Source organism: Subtercola endophyticus, assembly GCF_021044565.1.
GTDB classification, from domain to species: Bacteria; Actinomycetota; Actinomycetes; order Actinomycetales; family Microbacteriaceae; genus Subtercola; species Subtercola endophyticus.
In genome coordinates this window covers 75,087-100,007 of sequence record NZ_CP087997.1, presented here as the reverse complement: position 1 = coordinate 100,007, position 24,921 = coordinate 75,087, and the positions used below count along the sequence as shown (strand labels likewise).

The 24,921-nt window shown below is 64.6% G+C and carries 18 protein-coding genes; 7 read left to right on the top strand and 11 right to left on the bottom strand.

Annotation, left to right across the window (positions count from 1 at the left end; translation table 11 throughout):
- The 9 genes from LQ955_RS00450 to LQ955_RS00410 all read right to left on the bottom strand — a co-directional run bounded on the left by LQ955_RS00450 (position 1) and on the right by LQ955_RS00410 (position 10,373).
- Positions 1 to 804, bottom strand: a complete 804-nt coding sequence (locus tag LQ955_RS00450) for an ABC transporter permease (RefSeq protein ID WP_231026296.1) — start codon at positions 802 to 804, stop codon at positions 1 to 3.
- Entirely contained in the window at positions 801 to 1,796 is a 996-nt protein-coding gene (locus tag LQ955_RS00445; RefSeq protein ID WP_231026295.1) for an ABC transporter ATP-binding protein, read from the bottom strand. Before LQ955_RS00445 ends, LQ955_RS00450 begins: the two co-directional genes overlap by 4 nt.
- A gap of 114 nt (positions 1,797 to 1,910) precedes the next feature.
- The gene (locus tag LQ955_RS00440; protein WP_231026294.1) at positions 1,911 to 2,924 is read right to left on the bottom strand and encodes a DNA topoisomerase IB; all 1,014 of its coding nucleotides are present in this window, start codon (positions 2,922 to 2,924) and stop codon (positions 1,911 to 1,913) included.
- Positions 2,925 to 3,107: 183 nt separating this feature from the next.
- The gene (locus LQ955_RS00435) at positions 3,108 to 3,911 is read right to left on the bottom strand and encodes a hypothetical protein (RefSeq protein ID WP_231026293.1); all 804 of its coding nucleotides are present in this window, start codon (positions 3,909 to 3,911) and stop codon (positions 3,108 to 3,110) included.
- Between the two features lie 454 nt (positions 3,912 to 4,365).
- Entirely contained in the window at positions 4,366 to 5,556 is a 1,191-nt protein-coding gene (gene tuf / locus LQ955_RS00430) for an elongation factor Tu (protein ID WP_188675408.1), read from the bottom strand.
- Positions 5,557 to 5,684: 128 nt separating this feature from the next.
- A complete protein-coding gene (gene fusA / locus LQ955_RS00425) occupies positions 5,685 to 7,802 on the bottom strand; it encodes an elongation factor G (RefSeq protein ID WP_304961258.1) in 2,118 nt (705 codons plus the stop codon).
- A gap of 125 nt (positions 7,803 to 7,927) precedes the next feature.
- The gene (rpsG, locus tag LQ955_RS00420; RefSeq protein WP_231026292.1) at positions 7,928 to 8,398 is read right to left on the bottom strand and encodes a 30S ribosomal protein S7; all 471 of its coding nucleotides are present in this window, start codon (positions 8,396 to 8,398) and stop codon (positions 7,928 to 7,930) included.
- Positions 8,398 to 8,772 (bottom strand): 30S ribosomal protein S12, encoded by a 375-nt coding sequence (gene rpsL / locus LQ955_RS00415; RefSeq protein WP_104242432.1) that lies wholly within the window; start codon positions 8,770 to 8,772, stop codon positions 8,398 to 8,400. Before rpsL ends, rpsG begins: the two co-directional genes overlap by 1 nt.
- Positions 8,773 to 9,032: 260 nt before the next feature.
- Positions 9,033 to 10,373, bottom strand: coding sequence for a hypothetical protein (locus tag LQ955_RS00410; RefSeq protein WP_231026291.1), 1,341 nt, complete (start codon positions 10,371 to 10,373; stop codon positions 9,033 to 9,035).
- A gap of 243 nt (positions 10,374 to 10,616) precedes the next feature.
- On the opposite strand from LQ955_RS00410, the gene LQ955_RS00405 reads away from it, so the two are divergent.
- The 4 genes from LQ955_RS00405 to LQ955_RS00390 all read left to right on the top strand — a co-directional run bounded on the left by LQ955_RS00405 (position 10,617) and on the right by LQ955_RS00390 (position 14,753).
- Entirely contained in the window at positions 10,617 to 11,429 is an 813-nt protein-coding gene (locus LQ955_RS00405; RefSeq protein ID WP_231026290.1) for a spermidine synthase, read from the top strand.
- Positions 11,410 to 12,672 carry an FAD-dependent oxidoreductase gene (locus tag LQ955_RS00400; RefSeq protein ID WP_231026289.1) on the top strand — a complete coding sequence of 421 codons (1,263 nt, stop codon included), beginning with the start codon at positions 11,410 to 11,412 and terminating at the stop codon, positions 12,670 to 12,672. The genes LQ955_RS00405 and LQ955_RS00400 overlap by 20 nt, the downstream gene beginning before the upstream one ends.
- A gap of 179 nt (positions 12,673 to 12,851) precedes the next feature.
- Positions 12,852 to 13,670, top strand: coding sequence for a mycofactocin-coupled SDR family oxidoreductase (locus LQ955_RS00395; RefSeq protein ID WP_231026288.1), 819 nt, complete (start codon positions 12,852 to 12,854; stop codon positions 13,668 to 13,670).
- Positions 13,671 to 13,922: 252 nt separating this feature from the next.
- Positions 13,923 to 14,753 (top strand): polyamine aminopropyltransferase, encoded by an 831-nt coding sequence (locus LQ955_RS00390; protein WP_231026287.1) that lies wholly within the window; start codon positions 13,923 to 13,925, stop codon positions 14,751 to 14,753.
- Between the two features lie 107 nt (positions 14,754 to 14,860).
- On the opposite strand, the gene LQ955_RS00385 is transcribed toward LQ955_RS00390, so the two are convergent.
- On the bottom strand, positions 14,861 to 18,760 hold the full coding sequence (locus LQ955_RS00385; protein ID WP_231026286.1) for a DNA-directed RNA polymerase subunit beta': 3,900 nt from the start codon (positions 18,758 to 18,760) through the stop codon (positions 14,861 to 14,863).
- Positions 18,761 to 18,840: 80 nt separating this feature from the next.
- Entirely contained in the window at positions 18,841 to 22,332 is a 3,492-nt protein-coding gene (gene rpoB, locus LQ955_RS00380; protein ID WP_231026285.1) for a DNA-directed RNA polymerase subunit beta, read from the bottom strand.
- A gap of 456 nt (positions 22,333 to 22,788) precedes the next feature.
- Here rpoB and LQ955_RS00375 point away from each other — a divergent pair, with 456 nt between their 5' ends.
- The 3 genes from LQ955_RS00375 (at position 22,789) to LQ955_RS00365 (ending at position 24,842) form a co-directional block, all read left to right on the top strand.
- Positions 22,789 to 23,607, top strand: coding sequence for a spermidine synthase (locus LQ955_RS00375; RefSeq protein ID WP_231028211.1), 819 nt, complete (start codon positions 22,789 to 22,791; stop codon positions 23,605 to 23,607).
- A 246-nt stretch (positions 23,608 to 23,853) separates the two neighbouring features.
- Entirely contained in the window at positions 23,854 to 24,240 is a 387-nt protein-coding gene (locus tag LQ955_RS00370) for a hypothetical protein (RefSeq protein WP_231026284.1), read from the top strand.
- 125 nt (positions 24,241 to 24,365) lie between these two features.
- Positions 24,366 to 24,842, top strand: coding sequence for a SprT-like domain-containing protein (locus LQ955_RS00365; protein ID WP_231026283.1), 477 nt, complete (start codon positions 24,366 to 24,368; stop codon positions 24,840 to 24,842).
- Positions 24,843 to 24,921 lie beyond the last annotated feature (79 nt).

Here is a 24,921-nt window from a genome sequence, read left to right as displayed (position 1 = left end):
TCAGACCCGCTTGGTGTCGCGCCGGAACATGCGCGCCGCCAGCAGCCCGAAAATGGTGCCCCAGGCGAGAACGTTCACCAGCGCCCACCAGTCGAAGCCGTTGCCGAGCAGCGGGGTGCGCGCGATGGCGCCGACGCCGTAGGCGGGAGTCCACTTGGCGATGTCTTGTAAGACCTGCGGCAGCACCTCGAGCGGAACGAAGAGTCCGCCGAACAGAGCCAGGAACGCCAGCAGCGGGCCGAGAATCTGCATCACGTTCTCGCTCGGCACGAGGTAGCCCACGAAGAGGCCGAGGGTGGCGAACACCATGGAGCCGATCCAGGCGACGAGACCCGAGAGCAGCCAGACCTGCCAGGGCATCGTGATGCCCATGATGGCTCCGGCGATGAACACGGCCACGACCGCGATAAGGCCGAGGAACATGGCCGAGAGCATCTTGATGGTGATGTAGGCGGCGGGGCGCAGCGGGGTGAGGCGCAGCTGGCGGCTCCAGCCCTGGGCGCGTTCGACGGCGACCATGCCGCCGCCGCTGGTCGCAGCGAGCATCGCGCCGTAGACCGCAAAACTGATCATCACGTAGGCGGCGTAACTGTAGCCGGTGTTGCCGAGCGGCTGGTCTTTGTTCGGCAGCGCGAAGAGTACCAAGAAGACGACCGGCATGACGATGGTGAAGATGAGCGTGCGGCGGTTGCGCAGCACGCGGCGAATCTCGAGGGCGAGAAAGGTGAAGTTGAACCCGCCGAACGGTGGGATGCGGCGTTCGATGCGCGTGCGGTCTTCGGGGGTTGTGACGGCGGTGGTCATGAGGTGCTCCCGTTTGAATCGGTGCGGTCGGCAGGGTTGTTGCGGCCGCCGCCGGGCGGGTTGGATGCTCGTGATGACGTGAGCGTCAGGAAGGCGTCTTCGAGGTTGTGCGACGTGATTTCTAGGTCACGGGCATCCGTCTCGGTGAGCAGGTAGCGCGCCACGGCGTCGGAATCGCTGGCGTGGATGAGCACGCCGTCGCCGCGGTCTTCGATGTCGTCCACGCCCGGCAGCGCTCGGAGTGCGGACCGGTCGAGGTTGCTCACGGTCGCGCGCACGGTGCGGCCGGAGGCGAGGTTCTTGATCTCGGCGGCCGTTCCGTCGGCGACGATCTCGCCCTCGCGGATCAGCACGATTCGGTCGGCGTAGGCGTCGGCCTCTTCGAGGTAGTGGGTGGCGAAGATGACCGTGCGTCCGGTGGCGGCGTCGGCGCGGATGGCGTTCCAGAAGTCGCGGCGGCCCTCGACATCCATGCCCGTGGTGGGCTCGTCGAGAATGAGCAGGTCGGGGTCGGGCAGCAGGGCGAGGGCGAAGCGCAAGCGCTGCTGCTGCCCGCCGGAGCACTTGCCGACGCGGCGGTCGCCGATATCGAGGATGCCCGCGCGGTCGAGCACCTCGTCGACGGGTCTCGCACCGGGGAACAGCGTGGCGGTGAGCACGATGGTCTCTCGCACAGTGAGGTCCCGTAGCAGGCCGCCGGTCTGCATGACCGCGGCGACCTGGCCGCGGGCGATTGCGATGTGCGGGGCCATGCCGTAGATGGTGACCTCGCCCGCGTCGGGCTTGCTGAGGCCGAGGATCATGTCGACCGTGCTGGTCTTTCCGGCTCCGTTCGGGCCCAGAAAGGCGACGATCTCGCCGGGTTTCACGGTCAGATCGACGTTCTTGACGGCCTGCACCCTGCCGAAGCTCTTGGTGAGGCCGCGCAGAGCGACGGCTTCGCTCTTCGTATCGGTGTCGACCCGGGGGGCGCTGAGCGTTGTATGTGCCATGCAACGATCATCGCGCGTTTCGGGTCTCGCGTCGTGTCTTCTCGTCACGGATTCGCCATGACATATGTCACACGCCGCCCGCGCCGCCGAGAGAAGCCGGGTTGCGGGGGGCTGCTACTCGTAGAGCAGGTTTCGCAGCTCGGTTTCGGCTGAGGCGAGGCGGGAGGGGTCGATAGTGATGCCTTCGGTGTACTTGTCGACGATGCGCGGGTCGACGTAACTGGTGCGGGCGATGGTGGGGGTGTTGCTGAGCACGGCTGCGGCATCGCGCATGCTCTGCGCGATGGCGCGCTTGCGTTTGTACTCCGAGGTCTGCGGCCCGGCCTTGGCCAGGCTCACGGCCGCCGCGATGGTGCCGTGCAGGGTGCGAAAGTCTTTCGCGGTGAAGTCTCCCCCGGTCTGCTCGCGCACGTAGGCGTTGATCTCGGTCGCGTCGAGCGGGTGCCAGACGGCTCGTGTTGCGGGCTTCGGATGCTCGGCTGTCGTGTGCGGGTGCGTCTCGGTATGGAACGCGAGCAGGTGCGCGTTCGGCCCTCGCCGCTTGAGCCCCGCAATGACCTGGGCGAGTTCGGCGTCGCGGATGTCCGACTCCCAGGGCTGCCCGCTCTTGGCAGGGAACTTCAGGTGCACGTCGTCCCCGCTGACGTTCACGTGTGCGCAGAGCAGCGTGGAGAGGCCGAAGCTGCCGTGCTGTTCTGCGTACCGCTCGCTTCCGACCCGCAGAGAGCCCTGATCGAGCATCCGGAATGCCGCCGCCGACGCCCGCTCACGGTCGGGATGCTCGTGCCGCAAGTCTCGCGTGACCTTTCCGCGTGCCGTCGGCAGCGCTTCGGCCAGCATCAGCGCGCGGTCGAACTTGATGCGGTCTTTCTGTTCGCGCCAGGTCGGGTGGTAGATGTACTGGCGCCGGCCCGCGGCGTCGATACCCGTGGCCTGAATGTGGCCGTTCGCGTACGGGGCGATCCACACGTCGCTCCAGGCGGGCGGTATGGCCAGGTGCTGGATGCGCGCCCGCAGTTCGTCGTCTCTGAGCACGTCGCCGTTCAGGTCTTTGTACGTGAACCCCGTTCCGGCCCGAACCCGTCGGTACCCCTTGCCGGCAACGTTGCTGCGCCTGAGCCTCACCATGCCATCACGTTACCGCCGCGCCGCGCCCTCCGCGTCACGCGCCCAGGGCCCTTGACGCCGGCCCGCTCTGCCCTCACTCGCACGCCCATCGCCCCTCGCCCATCGCCCATCGCGCCTCGCGCGTCGATCTGAGGTAGTTGTACTGCTACTGCGGGCGGTATGACCGCCTCAGTATCGGCGCAACTACCTCAACAGGAGCGGCCCGGCTGGCTTCGCGGAGCCGGGGGCACGGCGCGAGGAACGATAAGGCACGCCCGCGGCAGACAGCATGGCGAGCAGGCGGCCCGGCTCGTGCAGCTCACGCCAGCCCCAGCGTGCGACTGTATTGCCCTCGGCTCGTAGATGGTCTTCACGACGCTTCTCTTCGTAGACCACCTCACCCGGAGCACGGCCACCCAAGAACTCGTCTTTCAGATACTTTCCGCGACCATCGAATTCGCCGATGATCTTATACGCTGGCCATTCGAAGTCGGTGAAGTATTTGCCACCGTCGGGATTCGGATGCTCGGTCTGCAGTTCGGGTGCGATGAGGCCAGTCTCGAGCATCACCAGGCGGCTGAGCGTCTCCCCAGGGTTTGCAGACCGCCCATCCGCGAAGGAGACGACGCTGCCTGCTCGCGAAGCCCCCCGGAGCGAGCTCTGCGCCTGCTCTACCAGCTCTGTCTTCAGCACCCGGCCCCGCTCGGGCGTGCGTCGTTCGTTTAGTGCGGCATCGGCAGCCACAACGGCCTCGCGGAACGACGCGCGTCGAGCCAAATCGATGATTGTGCGGGCTGGTGTCGTCACCAGGAATCCGTTCGACACTGTGATGTCACTCTCGCAGAGGCGCTCACGATGGTAGCGCACTCCATATCGGCTGTGACCGCCCGATTCGGGTGCATCGGTGATGTGCACGTCTGCCGGCCACGGGCCGATACGCGGAAAGCGCCACAATGCCGCTGCCGACGAATAGCTGAAGATCGGGCGTCTCGATCGACTTCGAGCCACGGCTCGTACCCGCAAGAGGTATCGATCGGCCGCGGACGCATCGTGCCAATCAGTTGCCTCGACGTAAATGCCGCGCCGCAACCTCACCCGCTGCCCGGTTTTCGCTGAGTTTCGTATCTCGCGCGCATCCAGGTGTACCGCTGCGGGCTCGCCGACATCGAGGATTCCTGCAGCGCCATTCTGAGACAATTCCATGTTTCTATCTCAGCGCCAACCTCGCGCGCGCAATTGCTCAAGCTTCGCATCTGTGCGCAACGCGCCTCACCCCCAGCCTGTGCACACCTCTGCCCAGGCACGGGCCTCTCACGCGAATTGAGGTGGTGACGCCCACGTTGAGGCAGCTGCGACGACCTCAGATGCGTCACAACGACCTCAGTGGCGAACGAGAAACGCGTGCACAACGAAGAAGGGCCGCACCCCCGGAGGAGTGCGGCCCTTCTGTGTACAGCTCGTGCTACTTGGTGACCTTGGTCACCGTTCCGGCGCCGACGGTGCGGCCACCTTCACGGATGGCGAAGCCGAGGCCCTCCTCCATAGCGATGGGCTGGATGAGCTCAACGCTGATGTCGGTGGTGTCGCCGGGCATGACCATCTCGGTGCCCTCGGGCAGCGTGATGACGCCGGTGACGTCGGTGGTGCGGAAGTAGAACTGCGGACGGTAGTTCGTGTAGAACGGGTTGTGACGTCCACCCTCGTCTTTCGACAGGATGTACGCGGTGCCCTCGAAGCCGGTGTGCGGGGTGACCGAACCGGGCTTGACGACGACCTGGCCGCGCTCGACGTCTTCGCGCTTGGTGCCACGAAGAAGCAGACCACAGTTCTCGCCGGCCCATGCCTCGTCGAGCTGCTTGTGGAACATCTCGATACCCGTGACCGTGGTCTTCTGCGTCGGGCGGATGCCGACGATCTCGACCTCGGAGTTGATGGCGAGGGTGCCACGCTCTGCACGGCCGGTGACGACGGTGCCACGACCGGTGATCGTGAACACGTCTTCGATCGGCATGAGGAACGGCTTGTCCTTGTCGCGGATCGGGTCGGGGATCGACTCGTCAACCGCGTCCATCAGCTCGACGATCTTCTCGGTCCACTCCGGGTCGCCCTCGAGCGCCTTGAGAGCGGAAACACGGATGACCGGGGCGTTGTCGCCGTCGAAGTTCTGGCTCGAGAGGAGCTCACGAACCTCGAGCTCGACGAGCTCGAGGATCTCTTCGTCGTCGACCGCGTCGCTCTTGTTCAGCGCGACGAGCAGGTAAGGAACGCCGACCTGGCGAGCGAGCAGAACGTGCTCACGCGTCTGGGCCATGGGGCCGTCGGTAGCGGCGACCACGAGGATCGCGCCATCCATCTGAGCGGCACCGGTGATCATGTTCTTGATGTAGTCGGCGTGGCCGGGGGCATCGACGTGAGCGTAGTGACGCTTCGGGGTCTCGTACTCGATGTGCGAGATGTTGATCGTGATTCCACGCTGCTTCTCTTCGGGCGCAGAGTCGATCTGGTCGAAGTTGAAGGTCTTGTTGGACTCGGGGTACTTCTCGGAAAGGACCTTGGAAATGGCCGCGGTGAGCGTGGTCTTTCCGTGGTCGACGTGACCGATTGTTCCGATGTTTACGTGCGGCTTGGTCCGCTCGAACTTGGCCTTAGCCACTGGGTCCTCCTCAGGACTTCGTTGTAGACACCTGAGTTCTCAGATTTCTACGGGGGGATTTCTTTATTTTACGTGTTTGGGCAACCGCAATAGTGTAGCTGATCAGCATCGCGCTGATCAGCTACGTGCTACTCGCCCTTGTTCTTCTGGATGATCTCGTCTGCGACGGCTTTCGGCACCTCAGCGTAGCTGTCGAAAGTCATCGAGTACACCGCGCGGCCCGAGGTCTTCGACCGCAGGTCGCCGACGTAGCCGAACATCTCGCTCAGCGGAACATTGGCGCGAATGACCTTGACGCCGGTGGCGTCTTCCATGGACTGGATCTGGCCACGACGCGAGTTCAGGTCGCCGATGACGTCACCCATGTAATCCTCAGGGGTGCGCACCTCCACGGCCATCAGCGGCTCGAGCAGAACGGGCTGCGCTTTGCGAGCCGCCTCCTTGAACGCCATGGTGCCGGCAATCTTGAACGCCATTTCTGACGAGTCGACGTCGTGCGACGCGCCGTCGAGCAGGATGCCCTTCACACCGACCATCGGATACCCGGCCAGCACGCCCACGGCCATAGCCGCCTGGAAGCCCTGGTCGACCGAGGGGATGTACTCGCGCGGCACGCGGCCACCCGACACCTTGTTCTCGAACTCGTAGATCTTCTCAGCGGTGACCTCAAGAGGCTCGATGGAGATCTGGATCTTCGCGAACTGACCGGATCCACCCGTCTGCTTCTTGTGGGTGTAGTCGTGCTTCTCGACCGTGCGACGAATCGTCTCACGGTAAGCCACCTGAGGCTTGCCGACGTTCGCCTCGACGTTGAACTCACGACGCATACGGTCGACGAGAATGTCGAGGTGAAGCTCGCCCATTCCCTTGATGACCGTCTGGCCGGTGTCTTGGTTCTGCTCGGTGCGGAAGGTCGGGTCTTCTTCAGCCAGCTTCTGGATGGCCAGGCCCAACTTCTCCTGGTCGGCCTTGGTCTTCGGCTCGATGGCGACCTCGATGACGGGCTCGGGGAACGTCATCGACTCCAGCACGACGGGGTGCGCCGGGTCGGCCAGGGTGTCACCGGTAGTGGTGTCTTTCAGGCCGATGACCGCGTAGATGTGACCGGCGGTCACCGAGTCGACCGGGTTCTCCTTGTTGGCGTGCATCTGGAAGATCTTGCCGATGCGCTCTTTTTTGCCCTTGGTGGCGTTGATGATCTGCGCACCGGAGGCGACGTGACCCGAGTAGACCCGGATGTAGGTCAGACGACCGAAGAACGGGTGAACCGCGACCTTGAACGCCAGAGCGGCGAACGGATCGGTCGAGTTGGCGCCGCGCGAGATGATGATCTCTTCGTCGCGCACGTCGTGGCCCTCGACGTTCGGAACGTCGAGCGGGCTCGGCAGGTAGTCGACGACAGCATCGAGCATCGGCTGCACACCGCGGTTCTTGAACGCAGAACCACAGAGCACCGGGTAGATCTCGCTGTTGACGGTGAGCTTGCGGATGGCCGCCTTGATCTCTGCGACAGAGAAGTCGGTGTCACCGACGAGGTAACGCTCGAGCAGCTCGTCGCTGGTCTCGGCGACGACCTCGATGAGCTTCTCGCGGTACTCGTCGGCCAGTTCCTGCAGGTCTGCGGGAATGGGCTCGATGTCGTACTTCGCGCCGAGCTCGACGTCACCCTTCGAGTCGCCGCGCCAGGTCAGCGCGCGCATCTCGACCAGGTCGACAACACCCTCGAAGCTCGATTCGGCGCCGATGGGCAGCTGAATGACCAGCGGGCGAGCGCCGAGGCGCTTCACGATGGTGTCGACGGTGAAGTAGAAGTCGGCGCCCAGCTTGTCCATCTTGTTGACGAAGCAGATACGCGGAACGTCGTACTTGTCGGCCTGGCGCCAAACGGTCTCCGACTGGGGCTCGACGCCCTCTTTACCGTCGAAGACGGCGACGGCACCGTCGAGCACGCGGAGCGAACGCTCCACCTCGACCGTGAAGTCGACGTGACCGGGGGTGTCGATGATGTTGATCTGGTGGTTGTTCCAGAAACACGTGGTCGCGGCCGACGTGATGGTGATGCCGCGCTCTTGCTCCTGCGCCATCCAGTCCATCGTGGCGGCGCCGTCGTGCACTTCACCGATCTTGTGAGTGATGCCCGTGTAGAACAGGATGCGCTCGGTGGTGGTGGTCTTGCCGGCATCGATGTGGGCCATGATGCCGATGTTGCGGACCTTGTTCAGGTCGGTAAGCACGTCCTGTGCCACGGATTTCCTCCGATATGTATTGCGAGAAGAGTTCAAGCTCAATCGAGCTTTATACGGGTTCGGATGCGCCCGGCTGATGTGCAAACATCAGCCGGGCGCATCCGAACTCATAAATACTGCAGGTTTTACCAGCGGTAGTGCGCGAAGGCCTTGTTCGACTCGGCCATCTTGTGAGTGTCTTCACGACGCTTCACAGCGGCGCCCAGACCGTTCGATGCATCGAGGATCTCGTTGGTGAGACGCTCGGTCATGGTCTTCTCGCGACGACCCTTTGCGTAGGTGGTGAGCCAGCGCAGTGCAAGGGTGTTGGCGCGGTGAGGCTTGACCTCGACGGGCACCTGGTACGTCGAGCCACCGACACGGCGGCTCTTGACCTCGATGGTCGGGCGCACGTTGTCGAGCGCCTTCTTAAGAGTTACAACAGCGTCGGCGCCGTTTTTATTCGATACGCCTTCGAGTGCGTCATAGACGATCTTCTCGGCGAGACCCTTCTTGCCGTCGAGCAGGATCTTGTTGACGAGCTGGCTGACGATGGGTGCGCCGTAGACGGGGTCTGCGACGACGGGGCGCTTGGGAGCGGGACCTTTACGAGGCATTACTTCTTCTCCATCTTCGCGCCGTAGCGGCTGCGAGCCTGCTTGCGGTTCTTGACGGCCTGGGTGTCGAGGGCGCCGCGAACGATCTTGTAACGAACACCGGGCAGGTCTTTCACACGACCGCCGCGCACGAGCACCATCGAGTGCTCTTGCAGGTTGTGGCCTTCACCGGGAATGTAGGCGGTCACCTCAGTGCCGTTGGACAGCTTGACGCGGGCGACCTTACGCAGGGCCGAGTTCGGCTTCTTGGGCGTGGTGGTGTACACACGGGTGCACACGCCGCGCTGCTGCGGGTTGGACTTGAGAGCAGGCGCTTTGGTCTTCGTGACCTTGCGCGTTCGGCCCTTACGGACCAGCTGCTGAATGGTAGGCACTAACGTAACTCCTTGTGTTTACTGCACGGTGACAGTTGGTTGCATATTCGCATTCGAACGCGGACCTGCTTGCAAGCCGCAGGGGGCTCGTCGGGGGCAGGTATGCCGTGGGGGCCAGCCGCTCGATGTGAGCGGTGAAACCCTGCTTTGTATGATCAGGCGCGGCCCGATGCCCCGAAACTATTCAGAAGAATGCTTGACGGCACGCGAGCACGACAAAGCGCACACCCAGAGAATATTACGCGGTGTAACGCCTTCGGTCAAATGGCGGGTGCTGCTGGCGCTGCCGGGTATGTCGCCACCGGCGTCTCGGCGAGCTTACGCTCGTATTCCTCACGATCGGCGGCGTTCTTCGCCTTGAGCTTGCGGCCGCGCGAGGCGATCCAGGCACCGATCCAAATCGGTACCTCGCGTGCCACGATCGCTGCGGCGAGCGTCAGCGGGTCCATCACGAGGCTCCGGATGAACGTGGTCAGGTCTGCAGAAGAGAAGTTCCACGCCTGAACCGCAAGAAGCGCCCCGAGAATGGCCGCGCCGTACACGACGACGGCCACCAGAAAGCCACCGAGCACGTACGCCCACCAGCCGGCCCGATTCACGATCAGCACGACCAGAATCAGAGCGATGGCAAAGAAGATGACAGGTACGTAATATGCGGGGCTGGAGACGAAATCGCCGACGACCCCGCCCAGGCGGGAGGCAGGCACGTTGAACGCCAGAATGACCGCGGCGACGACCGCGAACAACACCGCGTAGATCACCGTTCCGACGAGCGAGATGAGTATTCCGATGCCTCGGTTGCCGCGCTTCTTCGGCGGCGTGAGCACCGGCACGACGACCGCCGCGGGCGCACCATAACCCTGGTAGCCCGGGGCGCCGGGCGCCTGCTGGTACCCGGCAGGCGGGTAGGTGCCCGGCGGGTAGGCCGCGGGTGCGGCGACGGCCGCGGCGCCAGGGGCCGCAAGCACCGCTCCGGCCACGACGCCAGGAGCCGCATCGCCGGCGGGGGCGGCGGGCTCGGTGTACGGTGTCGGCGTCTGGAATGCCGCCGCTGGGTATGCGACAGCTTCGCTCGCGGGCGCGCCGAGTTCGGCCGGAGTGATGGCGGCCACGATAGGAGCAGAAGCCGGTTCTGCGACCGTCGGCGCGACGGCAGCTGCCTCGGCGGCGGGAGCCGCCCACGTCGGCGTGGGCTGGGGCGTCTCGGGCACGTCATACACGGCAGATGCCGGCGTGAGCGGCTCGGCGATCGGAGCGGCCGGCGGCAGTTCGGCTGCGGGCGCCGCTGTTTCGGCGTCGACGGCCGCGCCCTCACCGGGAGCCGCCGTGTCGACCGGAGCCAGTTCGCTCGGAGCGACTGCGGTTTGCGGGTCGACAACGGCCGGAGCATCCACCGCCTGCTCGGCCGGCGCACCGAAGTCGACCGCCGGGCCGGCGGCAGCCTGCTGCTCGGCACTCTGCTGCTCGGAACCCTGCTGCGCAGCACTCCCCTGCGCAGCACTCTCCTGCTCGGCACCCTCATGCTCGGCGACGGTCTCGCTCGTCGGCGCGGGATCGTACTGAGGCGCGTTCGGGTCGCCGGTGGTGCGCTCGTCGCTCATGATGCTGCTCCTTCACGGGCCACGCTTCGGGCCCGACCTACGGCGACCGACCACGTCGGCCGCACTGCTGCGACGAGAGTCCGCCGCAGGCACACTCTAACAACGCCGGGGCCGAATCCCCGGGTAATTGACGGATGCTCGCGCCCGCGTCGCGCGTGGCCGGTATGCCCTCGGCGCGCCGTTCTCGGCGCCTGCGCCACCGCACACGGCGCCGGCCCAGTGCCCGCCAGTAGGATCGACCGCGTGACCACGTTCCCGACCTGCGTTCTGGGCCCGAGCGGTCTGGTGGCGCAGATCAGGCCCGACCAGTACTCCGACGACGGGTTCACGCTCTACATCGGCGGCGAACCGCAGTCGCACGTGTTCGTCGAGCATCAGGTGCACCTGCTGTTCGACTACGTGCAGCGCATCGCGAATGTCGTCGACCTGTTCGCGCCCGCCGGTGAACCGATCGCGGTTCTGCACCTCGGCGCGGGTGCCCTCACCCTGCCGCGCTACATCGCGCTCACTCGGCCCGAGTCGCACCAGTTCGTGCTCGAATCCGAGGGCAATCTGCTCGACTTCGTCACCGACAACCTCCCGTTGCCGGCCGGCGCCGAGTTCACCGTGCGCACCGACGACGCCAGGCGCGGGCTCACCTGGGCCGCCACGTTCGGCCCGTTCGACCTCATCGTGGTCGATGTGTACTCGGGATCATCCACTCCCCCTCACCTGACCACTGTCGAGTACTTCGCCGAACTGGCTGCCCTGCTCGACTCCGACGGGCTGCTCGTGGTGAATGTCGCCGACGACGCTGACCTCGCGCTGGTGCGGGCGCAGACCGCGACCCTTGCGGCGGTGCTCGAGCACGTCGTCGTGCTCAGCTCCAAAGACCTCGTCGAGGGCCGCGCCGAGGGCAACGCCGTGCTCGTCGGCTCGCGGAATCCCGGCATGCTGAGCCTGCTCCCCCGGCTCGCGGCCGAAGGCCCGCACCCGAGCGGCACGGTGCCTCCCGAGCATCTGACGGAGTTCATCGGCGACGCGACGGTGGTGACGGATGCCCGAGTCGGCGCCTGACGAAGCCACCACCCTCCCGCACTCGGCCCGCGTCGTGATCGTCGGCGCCGGCCAAGCCGGGCTATCGGTCGCCTATCATCTGCAGCGCCGCGGACTCACGCCCGGCAGCGATCTTGTCATCGTCGATCGTGGGCCGACCACGGGCGGAGCCTGGCAGTTCCGCTGGGAATCGCTGCGTCTCGGCACCGCTCATCGCGTGAGCGATCTGCCCGGCCTGCACGACCTCGGTCTGAGTTTCGAGACCGCGGACCAGACCCGGGCCGCCCGTGACGTGGTGGCCGAGTATTACGAACTCTACGAGCAGCACTTCGGGCTGCAGGTTTTTCGGCCCGTCGACGTGACGGCGGTACGAGAACGGATGCCCGGGGGCGACCTCCTGGTCAGCGCGACGCGCGGCAGCACAGGCACAGGCACTCGCACCGGCACCGGCACCGGCATCGAGATCATCAGCGCCGAGGTCGTGGTCAACGCGAGCGGCACCTGGGCGACGCCCTTTCGGCCGTTCTACAAAGGCGGCGAGACGTTCCGCGGCCTGCAGATCAGTACTCCCGAATACCGCTCGGCGCACGATTTCGCGGGCAAGCGCGTCATCGTGGTGGGCGGCGGCACGTCTGCCGTCGGGTTTCTGCTCGAGCTCGAAGGGGTCGCCGCATCCACCTTCTGGGTCACGCGCCGACCCGTCGAGTTCGGCGAGCCGGGGGCGCAGGCTCGCGCCTCGACGTTCGCCGACGGTGCGGGCTCTGGCAGTTCATCCGTTCTCGCCGTGCCGCCGGCCGACGCTCAGGCCGCCGTCGGCCTCGAGTCGCGCCTCGCCGCAGTGGCGCAGCAAGACGAGGCCGCCAAAGCGGGGCGCGTGTTGCCGAGCATCATCAGCGGCACCGGTCTGCCGGCCACCCCGAAGAACCTCGCCGGAGTCGAGCGCGGCTTACTCGTCGCGCACCCGATGTTCACCTCGATCGAGCACGGCGGCGTGCGGTTCGCCGACGGATCGTTCGAGCCGGCCGACGCCATCATCTGGGCGACCGGCTTTCGCGCCGATCTGGCGCACCTCGCCCCGCTGAAGCTACGCGAACAGGCCGGTGGCATTCGGGTCGAGCAGGGTCGCGCCGGGCGCAACGGCCGCGTCTTTCTCGCCGGATACGGACCTCAGGCGTCGACGATCGGCGCCAATAGGGCGGGCCGGCTGGTGGCGGTTCAGGTACTGGATGCTCTGCAGCAGATCGAGCATCCGGAGCCCGTCTGACGAGCTGCGCCGAACCGCACCTCCCCTCATTCTGCCTCCCCATCACGCCTTCTGCTCGCTCTTGTGCATCGCAGGTCGCGGGACTAGCCTGCCTGTATTCGGCACCGAGTGCCGAATAGGAGCAATGACCGCTCGCCCCGATGTCGGTCTGCTCCGTGAGCGATAAGGACAACAAGACAATGGGAAAACTCGAGGGCAAAGTCGCCTTCATCACCGGTGCGGCACGTGGACAGGGTCGCAGCCATGCGATCCGGCTTGCGCAAGAAGGCGCCGACATCATCGCCGTCGATCTGTGCGGGCAGATCGATAGCGTGCCCTATCCGATGTCGACGCCGGATGATCTGGCCGAGACCGTCTCGAGCATCGAAGCTCTCGACCGCCGCATCGTGGCCGTTCAGGGCGACACGCGTGACCTTGACGCTCTGGTGGCCGCCGCCGAGAAGGGCGTCGCAGAACTCGGCCCGATCGACATCATTCTGGCGAACGCCGGCATCGCCCCGCAAGGCACGAAGACCGTCGACGCTCAGGCCTTTCGCGATGTGGTGGAGGTGAATCTGTTCGGCGTCTACAACACCGTGATCGCCGCTGTGCCGTCGATGATCGAGAAGGGCCAGGGCGGCGCGATCGTGCTGACCAGCTCGACGCAGGGCCTCTCCGGTGCGGGCGGCGATGGCACCGGAGCAACGTCGGGTTATGCGGCCGCGAAGCACGGCGTCGTGGGCCTCATGCGCACGTTCGCCAACTGGCTGGCACCGCAGAGCATCCGGGTGAACACGGTTCACCCGACCGGGGTGAACACTCCGATGGTCGTCAACGACGCCATGCAGGCGTTCTTGAACGCGAACCCGGAGATGGGTGCAGCCCTGCAGAACCTGCTGCCGGTGGAGCTCGTTCAGCCCATCGACATCAGCAACGCCATCGCCTGGCTCGTCAGCGACGAGGCGCGGTACGTCACCGGTGTCACACTGCCCGTGGATGCGGGGTTCCTGGCCAAATAGCTGCCCGTCGACGCGGGATTACCCGCGAAATGAGAGCGCCCGAGCTGCGTCTCGACGGGATGGGGCGCGGCGGCCGGGAGGGCGGCCGCCGCATCCACTCTCGCGCAGCTCGACCGCGGCCGAGTGCGACCATTCCGGTCGAGAGCGACCGCCGCGGCGGCTCTTCTCGTCCGCAAGCATCGCTCTCGCCGCTCGCCGAGCGAGCGGATAAGCTGCATATTACTGAGAGCGAGTCAGTTCTAGACTTGTGCGGTGCCTATTGTGGAACCAAATTGCGGGACGCCTCGCGTGCTGTTCCGGCCCGATGACGGCGATGATGAGTACTTTCCGGAATCCTCCGAGCGCAACCCTGACGCCGGTATGACGCTGATAGTCGACGATCTGCCCGTCGCACACCTCTTTACGCGCTACCCGTCCAGGATGAAGTCAGCTTCGTTGCGACGGCTGGCGACGCTCCTGGATGCAAGCCGACCGGTCGGCGACCCGGTTACTGTCTTGCACGCCGGGGCTGGCGCCCTGACACTCGCGCGGCATATCGCCGCGACGAGGCCGGATTCGATTCAGGTTGCCATTGACGACCGCGCCGAGGTGACTGAGGTCGTATTGGCACAGTACCCGCTGCCTCAGGATGCTCAACTCACCGTGATACGGGGCAACCTCAGCTCTGCCCTCGATACGGTCGCACAATGGGCCTGGTATGACTATGTGGTCATCGATCTACAGGCCAGCCCGCTCATGCTCGATGCGGCTCCGCGGGCCGACGCCGTTCACAACGATTACCACACTCCCCGACTGGCGCATCTTTTTGCCGATTGCAGCCCTCTCCTCGGCACGACGGGAAACCTCGCGGTGCTGCTTCCTTGCCACTTGACCGATGAGTTTGTGCACACCGTTGCCGACGCCATGGTCGTTGCCGGGCTCGACGTAGCCCTGTTGAGCGGCAAGGAACCGGCCACCGGGGCCGTCGTCGCGCTCGGCAAGGCGCGCACCCGTCGCCGTCTGGGGCCGATCGAAGAAGCCGCTTTCGGCCGGCTCGGGCCGCGGACGACGGTGACGCTCTACCCGACGGAAATAACAATCTAGACACACGCGCGCAGACAAACCGACGAGACACGCGCGCGCAACAAAAGGGGCCCCTCTGCCGAAGCAGAGGAGCCCTTTTCGAGGGTCACCTTCGAACCAAGCGGAGCTTAGTTGTAGGTGCCCGGGGTGTAGTCGTCGCTCGAGAAGCTGTCGAAGTCGACGAACGAGAGGTCGGCTTCGCTGAACACGGCGTCATCGGTGAAGATGCGGTTCGGGTAGCGCTCGGCCTTGGCCTCTTCGGTCGCTTCGACGGTGACGTTACGGTACTTCTGCAAGCCCGTTCCGGCCGGGATGAGCTTACCGATGATGACGTTCTCCTTCAGGCCGACCAGCGGGTCGCTCTTGCCCTCCATGGCGGCCTGCGTGAGAACACGCGTGGTCTCCTGGAACGACGCGGCACTCAGCCACGACTCGGTCGCGAGCGAAGCCTTGGTGATACCCATGACTTCTTGACGGGCCGAAGCGGTCTTGCGACCCTCGGTCAGTGCCTCGCGGTTGAGAATGTTGTAACGCTGGCGGTCGACGAGCTCACCGGGCAGCAGGTCGGTGTCACCGTGGTCGACGACAGTCACCTTGCGGAGCATCTGACGAACGATGACCTCGATGTGCTTGTCGTGGATCGGAACACCCTGCGAACGGTAGACGCCCTGCACACCGCCGACGAGGTGCTCCTGCACGGCGCGAACGCCACGCACTCGCAGAACCTCTTTCGGGTCGATCGCGCCGACATGCAGCTGCGTACCGAGCTCGACGTGGTCGCCGTCTTCGATGAGAAGGCTGGCACGCTTGAGCACCGGGTAAGCGATGGGCTCGTCGCCGTTGTCGGGCGTGAGAATCAGCTTGCGGCTGCGGTCGGTGTCTTCGATGGTGATGCGGCCAGCAGCTTCAGCGATGGGCGACGCACCCTTGGGGGTACGCGCTTCGAAGAGCTCCTGAACGCGGGGCAGACCCTGCGTGATGTCGTCAGCCGATGCAGAACCACCCGTGTGGAAGGTACGCATGGTCAGCTGGGTGCCGGGCTCACCGATCGACTGTGCGGCGATGATGCCGACGGCCTCTCCGATGTCCACGAGCAGTCCGGTGGCGAGCGAGCGGCCGTAGCAGGCAGCACACACACCGACGGCCGACTCACAGGTCAGAACCGAGCGCACCTTGATGTTCTCGACACCGGCCTCGACCAGCTTGTCGATCAGCACGTCACCGATGTCTTCGCCGGCTTCGGCGATGACGGTACCCGAGGCATCCACTGCGTCTGCAGCGAGGCTCCGGGCGAACACCGAGTTCTCGACGTTCGAGTCTTTGACGAGCACACCGGATGCGTCGAGCGCAGCGATGGGCAGGTCGAGACCCTTGGTCGTGCCACAGTCGTCTTCACGAATGATGACATCCTGCGAGACGTCGACGAGTCGACGCGTCAGGTAACCCGAGTCTGCGGTACGCAGAGCCGTGTCGGCCAGACCCTTACGAGCACCGTGGGTGGCGATGAAGTACTCGGCCACCGACAGACCTTCACGGTACGACGAGATGATCGGGCGCGGGATGATCTCACCCTTCGGGTTGTTCACCAGCCCTCGCATACCGGCGATGTTACGAACCTGCAGCCAGTTACCACGAGCACCCGATGTCACCATGCGGTTGATCGTGTTGTCGGCAGGGAAGTTCGCCTGCATCGCCTCGGCGACATCTTCGGTCGCCTTGGTCCAGATCTGAATCAGTTCCTGACGACGCTCGGCGTCGGTGGTCAGACCCTTCTCGTACTGCGACTGCACCTTGGCCGCGAGCTTCTCGTACTGAGCAACGATCTCCCGCTTGTTCGGCGGGGTCAAGATGTCAGAGAGAGCAACGGTCACACCGGAGCGGGTAGCCCAGTGGAAACCGGCGTCTTTGATGCGGTCGAGCGCGGCAGCGACTTCGACCTTCGGGTAGCGCTCGGCGAGGTCGTTGACGATCGCCGAGATCTGGCCCTTGTCGGCCACGGCCTCCACGTAGGGGTAGTCCTCGGGCAGCGTCTCGTTGAACAGCGCGCGACCGAGCGTGGTGTTGACCAGGGTCACACCTTCGGCGCGGTTGTTCTCGTCGAGAACGGCACCCTCGGGCGCTTCACCCTCGGCGAACGTGATGTTCTCCAAGCGGATGCGTACCTTGGCGTTCAGGTCGAGCGTGTGCTGATCCATGGCCAGGATGGCCTCGGCGATGCTCGAGAAGGCGCGGCCTTCACCGACCTCACCCTCCTTCAGCGTCGTGAGGTGGTGCAGACCGATGATCATGTCCTGAGTAGGCAGGGTCACGGGGCGGCCATCCGACGGCTTCAGGATGTTGTTCGAGGCGAGCATCAAGATGCGCGCCTCGGCCTGAGCCTCGACCGAGAGCGGAAGGTGAACGGCCATCTGGTCGCCGTCGAAGTCCGCGTTGAACGCGGTGCAGACGAGCGGGTGCAGCTGGATGGCCTTACCCTCGACGAGCTGAGGCTCGAACGCCTGGATGCCCAGACGGTGCAGCGTCGGTGCGCGGTTGAGCATCACCGGGCGCTCGCGAATGATCTCTTCGAGAACATCCCACACCTGGGGACGGCTGCGCTCGACCATACGCTTCGCGGCCTTGATGTTCTGAGCGTGGCTCAGATCGATGAGGCGCTTGATGACGAACGGCTTGAACAGCTCCAGAGCCATCTGCTTGGGCAGACCGCACTGGTGCAGCTTGAGCTGCGGGCCAACGATGATGACCGAACGACCCGAGTAGTCGACGCGCTTGCCGAGCAGGTTCTGGCGGAACCGACCCTGCTTGCCCTTGAGCATGTCGCTCAGGGACTTCAGGGCGCGGTTGCCGGTACCCGTGACGGGGCGGCCACGACGACCGTTGTCGAACAGAGCATCCACGGCCTCTTGCAGCATGCGCTTCTCGTTGTTCACGATGATCTCGGGAGCACCGAGGTCGAGCAGACGACGAAGGCGGTTGTTGCGGTTGATCACGCGGCGGTACAGGTCGTTGAGGTCGGAGGTCGCGAAGCGGCCACCGTCGAGCTGCACCATCGGGCGAAGTTCCGGCGGGATCACGGGGACCACGTCGAGCACCATCGCGGCCGGCGAGTTGCCGGTGATCAGGAACGAGTTGACGACGCGCAGCCGCTTGATGGCGCGGATCTTCTTCTGGCCCTTGCCCTCTGAGATCTGCAGGTGCAGAAGCTCGGACTCGGCAGCGAGGTCGAAGGCCTCGAGGCGCTTCTTGATGGCCTCGGCGCCCATGTAGGCCTCGAAGTACTGTCCGTAGCGATCCTGAAGCTCGTGGAAGACGCTGTCTTCGGGCTTGAGCTCACCGACCTTGAGGCTGCGGAAGTCTTCCCACACGCGCTCGAGCTGGGCGATCTGCTCGTCGAACGACTTGCGAACCTGCCCCATCTCCTTCTCGGCGCCGTCTTTGGTGCGACGCTTCTGGTCGCTCTTGGCGCCTTCTGCCTCGAGGGCAGCCAGGTCGGCTTCGAGCTTGGTGAGACGGTCTGCGATGCGTGAGTCACGCTGGTCGCTGAGGGCCTTGATCTCGAGACGCAGTTCGTTCTCGAGGCCGGGAAGGTCTTCGTGACGAGCATCCACATCGACCGAGATGATCATGTAGGCAGCGAAGTAGATGACCTTCTCGAGGTCTTTCGGAGCCATGTCGAGCAGGTAGCCCAGACGGCTCGGAACACCCTTGAAGTACCAGATGTGAGTGACCGGGGCGGCGAGTTCGATGTGGCCCATGCGCTCACGGCGCACCGACGACTTCGTGACCTCTACACCACAGCGCTCACAGACGATGCCTTTGAAGCGCACTCGCTTGTACTTGCCGCACGAGCACTCCCAGTCACGGCTCGGGCCGAAGATCTGTTCTCCGAAGAGACCGTCTTTCTCGGGCTTGAGCGTGCGGTAGTTGATCGTTTCGGGCTTCTTGACCTCACCGTGTGACCACTTGCGAATGTCGTCGGCCGTAGCCAGACCGATTCGCAGTTCGTCAAAAGTTGTAACGTCGAGCAATTTATATTCTCCTGAAATTAGGAAGTTACAGTTCTGTCGTTGTGGGGCGCCCGGCCAGAGTCAACTGGCCGGGCATCCGATCAAATGTCGTCGATCGACGAGTTCTCGAAGCGCGTGGAGATGTTGATACCCAGCTCTTCAGCGGCACGGAAGACCTCGTCATCGGTGTCGCGCAGGCTGACCGCGGTGCCGTCGGCCGAAAGAACTTCGACGTTGAGGCAGAGCGACTGCATCTCTTTGATGAGCACCTTGAAGCTCTCGGGAATGCCGGGCTCCTGGATGTTCTCACCCTTGACGATCGCCTCGTAGACCTTCACGCGGCCGAGAATGTCGTCGGACTTGATGGTCAGAAGCTCCTGCAGCGCGTAAGCGGCACCGTAGGCTTCGAGCGCCCACACTTCCATCTCACCGAAGCGCTGGCCACCGAACTGCGCCTTACCACCCAGCGGCTGCTGCGTGATCATCGAGTACGGGCCCGTCGAGCGTGCGTGGATCTTGTCGTCGACCAAGTGGTGCAGCTTCAAGATGTACATGTAGCCCACCGAGATGGGGCGCGGGAACGGCTCACCCGAGCGACCGTCGAAGAGCGTGGCTTTACCGGTGCCGTCGACCAGGCGGTCGCCGTCACGGGTGGGCAGCGTCGAATCGAGCAGCCCGCCGATCTCTTCTTCGAGCGCACCGTCGAACACCGGCGTCGCCACCTTGGTGTTCGGGGCGGCCTGGTGAGCCTCTGCGGGCAGTCGCCCGGCCCACTTGTTGCCCTTGCCCTCGACCTGCCAGCCCTGCTTGGCGATCCAGCCCAAGTGGATCTCGAGCACCTGGCCGAAGTTCATTCGGCCCGGAATACCGAGCGGGTTGAGCACCACGTCGACGGGAGTACCGTCTGCAAGGAACGGCATGTCTTCGACCGGAAGGATCTTCGCGATGACACCCTTGTTGCCGTGACGGCCGGCGAGCTTGTCACCCTCGGTGATCTTGCGCTTCTGGGCGATGTACACGACTACGCGCTGGTTGACGCCCGAACCCAGTTCGTCGTCGTTCTCGGCAGAGAACTCCTTGACGGCGATGATGGTTCCGCGCTCACCGTGAGGAACCTTGAGGCTCGTGTCACGAACCTCGCGGCTCTTCTCGTTGAAGATGGCGCGCAGCAGTCGCTCTTCGGCGCTCAGCTCGGTCTCGCCCTTGGGCGTGACCTTTCCGACGAGAATGTCGCCGGGGCGAACCTCGGCTCCGATGCGAATGATGCCGCGCTCGTCGAGGTCGGCGAGCAGCTCGGGGCTGACGTTGGGGAGGTCACGGGTGATCTCCTCTTTGCCGAGCTTGGTGTCACGGGCATCCACTTCGTATTCTTCGATGTGGATGCTCGACAGCACGTCGTCTTTCACCAGGTTCTGGCTCAAGATGATGGCGTCTTCGAAGTTGTGACCCTCCCACGGCATGAACGCCACGAGCAGGTTCTTGCCGAGCGCGAGCTCGCCGTTCTCGGTGGCGGGGCCATCGGCGATGACCTCTCCGACCTCGACGCGGTCGCCCTCGTTCACGATGACACGGTGGTTGTAGCTCGTGCCCTGGTTCGAGCGGTCGAACTTGCGCAGGTAGTAATCCTGCGTGCCACCCTCGTCGAGCGCGACGGTCACGAAGTCTGCAGAGACTTCCTGGACTACGCCGGCCTTGAGTGCAGTCACCACGTCACCGGCGTCGACGGCCGCGAAGCCCTCCATACCGGTGCCGACCAGCGGGCTGTCGCTCATGAGCAACGGCACAGCCTGGCGCTGCATGTTCGCACCCATGAGGGCGCGGTTGGCGTCGTCGTGCTCGAGGAACGGAATGAGCGACGTAGCAACCGACACCATCTGGCGCGGCGAGACATCCATGTAGCCGATCTGCTCGATCGGGAACAGGTCGACCTCGTTGCCCTTCTGACGTGCAAGCACGCGGGGCTCGGCGAAGCGGTTGTCTTTCGTCAGAGGCGCGTTGGCCTGAGCGACGACGAACTCGTCTTCTTCGCTCGCGGTCAGGTAGTCGATGATCTCGGTGACCACGCCGTCGACGATGCGACGGTACGGGGTCTCGATGAAACCGAACGAGTTGATGCGGGCGAACGACGCCAGCGAGCCGATCAGACCGATGTTCGGGCCCTCCGGAGTCTCGATGGGGCACATACGGCCGTAGTGGCTGGGGTGCACGTCTCGAACCTCGACACCGGCACGCTCACGGCTCAGACCACCCGGGCCCAGCGCGGAAAGTCGACGCTTGTGCGTCAGACCCGCGAGGGGGTTGTTCTGGTCCATGAACTGACTCAGCTGCGAGGTACCGAAGAACTCCTTGATCGCGGCGACGACGGGGCGCACGTTGATCAGGGTCTGCGGGGTGATGGCCTCGATGTCTTGCGTGGTCATCCGCTCGCGAACCACGCGCTCCATACGGGAGAGACCCGTACGAACCTGGTTCTGAATGAGCTCGCCGACGGCACGGATGCGACGGTTGCCGAAGTGGTCGATGTCGTCGATGTCGAGACGGATGTCGACGGCCTTGCCGTTACGGCGACCGGGCAGCGTGGTCTGGTTCTCGTGCAGAGCGACCAGGTACTTGATGGTGGCGATGATGTCTTCGTTCGTCAGAACGGAGTTCGACAGCTCGCTCTCGATGCCCAGCTTGCGGTTGATCTTGTAACGACCCACCTTGGCGAGGTCGTAACGCTTCGGGTTGAAGTAGAAGTTGTCGAGAAGCGCGCGTGCGGCTTCAGCGGCGACCTGCTCGCCCGGGCGGAGCTTGCGGTAGATGTCTTTGAGCGCCTCTTCTTTGGTGAGGATCGAATCCTTCTCCAAAGTGGCCTCGATCGACGAGTAGCCCTTGAACTGCTCGAGGATCTCTTCGCTGGTCAGGCCGAGGGCCTTGAGAAAGACGGTGACGCTCTGCTTGCGCTTGCGGTCGATGCGAACGCCGACCTGGTCGCGCTTGTCGATCTCGAACTCGAGCCAGGCGCCGCGGCTCGGAATGATGCGCGCGGAGTAGATGTCTTTGTCGGAAGTCTTCTCGAGCTGGCGGTCGAAGTACACACCGGGGCTACGCACGAGCTGCGACACGACGACACGCTCGGTGCCGTTGATGATGAACGTGCCCTTTTCGGTCATCAGCGGGAAGTCGCCCATGAACACGGTCTGGGTCTTGATCTCACCGGTGAGGTGGTTCATGAACTCGGCCTCGACGTACAGCGGAGCAGCGTAGGTCTTGCCACGCTCTTTACACTCGTCGATGGTGTACTTCTCGGGCTCGAGGAACGGGCTCGTGAAGCTGAGCTGCATGGTCTCGCCGAGGTCTTCGATCGGAGAGATCTCTTCGAAGATCTCATCGAGGCCGGAGTGCTCAGGAAGGTCTTGACGACCCTGCTGCTTGGCTTCGGCCACACGCGCCTTCCACGCGTCGTCGCCGACCAGCCAGTGGAAGCTCTCGGTCTGCAATGCAAGCAGATCGGGAACCGTCAGGTTGTCAGTAATTTTGGCGAACGAGAGTCGCGATGCTCCGCGACCGTTCTTGGGTGTGGTGGTGGTTGCGTTGCTCGCAGCAGCCAAGGAAATAACCTCCGTGGACCCCGTCGGGTCTCAGTACTGGGTTTATATTTGGTCGAGAACTCGCCAGACCCTCGAATAGAAGTCAATGACCGGAATATGTCGGAGACGTTCTAGAGTGATGCTGCGGAGACTTCTGACGAAGAAGAATCTGCAGCGCGAGCCAACCGCAATATGAAGGCATAGGAGTACTGGGAGCGCAAAGAACAACTATATGCGTTCTTTGCCCCTGTGTCTAGTCTGTTCTTGACCATTTTTGCGTCTTCCGGTATAACGCCCGCCGCTCTCCCGCCATTCCCGCCCCGCCGATGTGGAAAATCAGCGCGGAGGTAGGGTCGGAGGGTGAACGAGAGTAAGGGGCGGCGGCGAGACGGCGCAGGAAACGCCCGCAGCGCAGCCGACCGAAAGGGTGCCGCTGAGCATCCATCGGTCACGCTCAGCAACGGGTACCGGGCCGTCATCGAGGCCGACCGGCACCAGCCGGGAGCGTTCACCCTCGTGGTCGACGGCACGCCGCAATCGCATGTGTCACTCGAGAGCCCCGAATACCTGTCTTTCGAATACGTGCGCCGCATCGGCCACGGCATCGATCTCGTAGCGCCCGAACGCGAGCCGATCACGGCCGTGCATCTGGGCGGTGGAGCATTCACGCTGCCCCGGTACATCGCCGCGACCCGTCCCGGCTCCCGGCAGCAGGTCGTCGAACTCGAGACCGACCTCGTGGACTTCGTGCGCGAGCACCTTCCGCTGCCGAAGGATGCCCAGGTGCGCATTCGGCACGGCGACGCCCGCGCGGTGCTCGCCAAGCTGCCGCTGGGGTTGAAGGGCACGGTGGATGTGGTCGTGGTCGACGTGTTCTCGGGCGCGCGGACCCCGGCGCACGTGACCAGTATGGAGTTCTACACGCAGCTCGCCGCGCTGCTGAAACCCACGGGCATCCTCGCGGCCAATGTCGCCGACGGAGCGGGGCTCGCTTTCGCCCGGCGCCAGGCTGCGACGCTCTCTGCGGTGTTCGGGAATGTGGCGCTTGTGGTCGACCCGCAGGTTCTGAAGTCGAGGAGGTTCGGCAACGTGGTGATGTTCGCTTCTGACGATTTACTGCCGTTCGACCGGCTGCCGCGGTTGGTGGCGAGCGATCCGGTACCGGCGAAGGTGGTCGCGGGGGCGGAGCTCGCCGAGTTCATCGCAGACGCCCCAGTGGTCACCGACCAGACCGCCGTACCGTCACCGCCGCCGGCCCGCAGCATCTTTCAGGTGAAGCCGGGAGCCGACCGCTGATACTGCCGCGATTCGCGGGCGTGCCTCGTGGGCCTTCAGTCTCGCGAGACGTAAACTTACTGCACCACCTCGCACACCCTGTTCAGGGTTGCGGTCAGTTCGAGTTCTGGAGCGGTTCCCCTGAGCATCATCACCGGCTACGATCCGAAGACGCTGCGCGAGACCATCGATGTCGAGGCCGCAGAGCAGCGGCTCGCCGACCTCGGCACTCTGCGCAGCCTCTCGGCCCTGAACGAGAAGGTCGAGTTGCTTCGGCTGCTGGGCCGAGCCGACGAGGCCTTCGATATCGCGAACGAAGCCCTGCGTCAGGCTCGCTTCTCCGGCGACCGCGAGACGGGGCTGGCCGCGCGCATCCGTCGTGCCCAGGTGCAGCAATACCAGGGAAAGCTGCAGCCAGCGCTCACCGATCTCACGATCTGTGTAGAAGAGGCGCGCGGTCACGAGTGGGGATCGCTCGAGGCGACCGCGCTGCACAACCGAGGCAAGGTGCACTTCGATCTGCACGAGTACAAAGAAGCCCTGGCCGATTTTAAAGGGGCGGTGTTCTTGTGGGAGAAGAGCGGTGCATCCATCGACCAGCTCGAGAGCTCGATGATCGCGATCGGCGTGGTCGAGGCGTACGCAGGCGCGTAGGCGCGTGCCCTGCGGCGGCGCGGCGTCATGTTCGGGGCGACGCACGGCGACCGGATGCCCGGGGCTCACGACGCGCCTGTGGATAACTCCGGCCCGCTGTCGGCCCTGTGAAATAGGCTTCGAAGGTGGCTGATCTACTCCGTGTTCGCGGCTGGGCGAACGCCCTCATCGCGCTCTACCTCGACCCTGCGGTGTGGTCGTTCGGCTTCGACAATGCCAAGACCCGGGCCGGGCTCTGCAACCACACCACGAAGCACATCTCGGTGTCGAAATACCTGGCCTCCCGCTATGAAGACGACGAGATCCACCAGATTCTGCTGCACGAGGTCGCCCACGCCATCGCCGGCGTGAAGGCCGGCCACGGGCCGAAATGGCGCACGATCGCTGCCGACCTCGGTTATGAGGGCGGGCGCCTGCATCACGGCGAGACAGCGAGCGAACTCGCTCCCTGGGTCGGCGTCTGCCCGAACGGCCATCAGCACTACCGCTACCGCAAACCCACGAGGCCGTCGGCGTGCGGCGTGTGCTCACGCCGATTCGACCCGCGCTTCGTCATCGAGTGGCGGCAGCGCGCGGTTGCGCGACGGTCGGGCGCACGGTGAGACGAGGTTTCGGGCGCCGGCTGAGCGGCTCGCCGTGGCCCGATCCGCTGCCGCCCGACCTATCGCGGCGCGACCCGAG

Coding starts and splice junctions, on each gene's coding strand:
- LQ955_RS00450 (WP_231026296.1), bottom strand. CDS start 804: ATGACCACCGCCGTCACAACCCCCGAAGACCGCACGCGCATCGAACGC.
- LQ955_RS00445 (WP_231026295.1), bottom strand. CDS start 1,796: ATGGCACATACAACGCTCAGCGCCCCCCGGGTCGACACCGATACGAAG.
- LQ955_RS00440 (WP_231026294.1), bottom strand. CDS start 2,924: ATGGTGAGGCTCAGGCGCAGCAACGTTGCCGGCAAGGGGTACCGACGG.
- rpsG (WP_231026292.1), bottom strand. CDS start 8,398: ATGCCTCGTAAAGGTCCCGCTCCCAAGCGCCCCGTCGTCGCAGACCCC.
- LQ955_RS00410 (WP_231026291.1), bottom strand. CDS start 10,373: ATGAGCGACGAGCGCACCACCGGCGACCCGAACGCGCCTCAGTACGAT.
- LQ955_RS00400 (WP_231026289.1), top strand. CDS start 11,410: ATGCCCGAGTCGGCGCCTGACGAAGCCACCACCCTCCCGCACTCGGCC.
- LQ955_RS00395 (WP_231026288.1), top strand. CDS start 12,852: ATGGGAAAACTCGAGGGCAAAGTCGCCTTCATCACCGGTGCGGCACGT.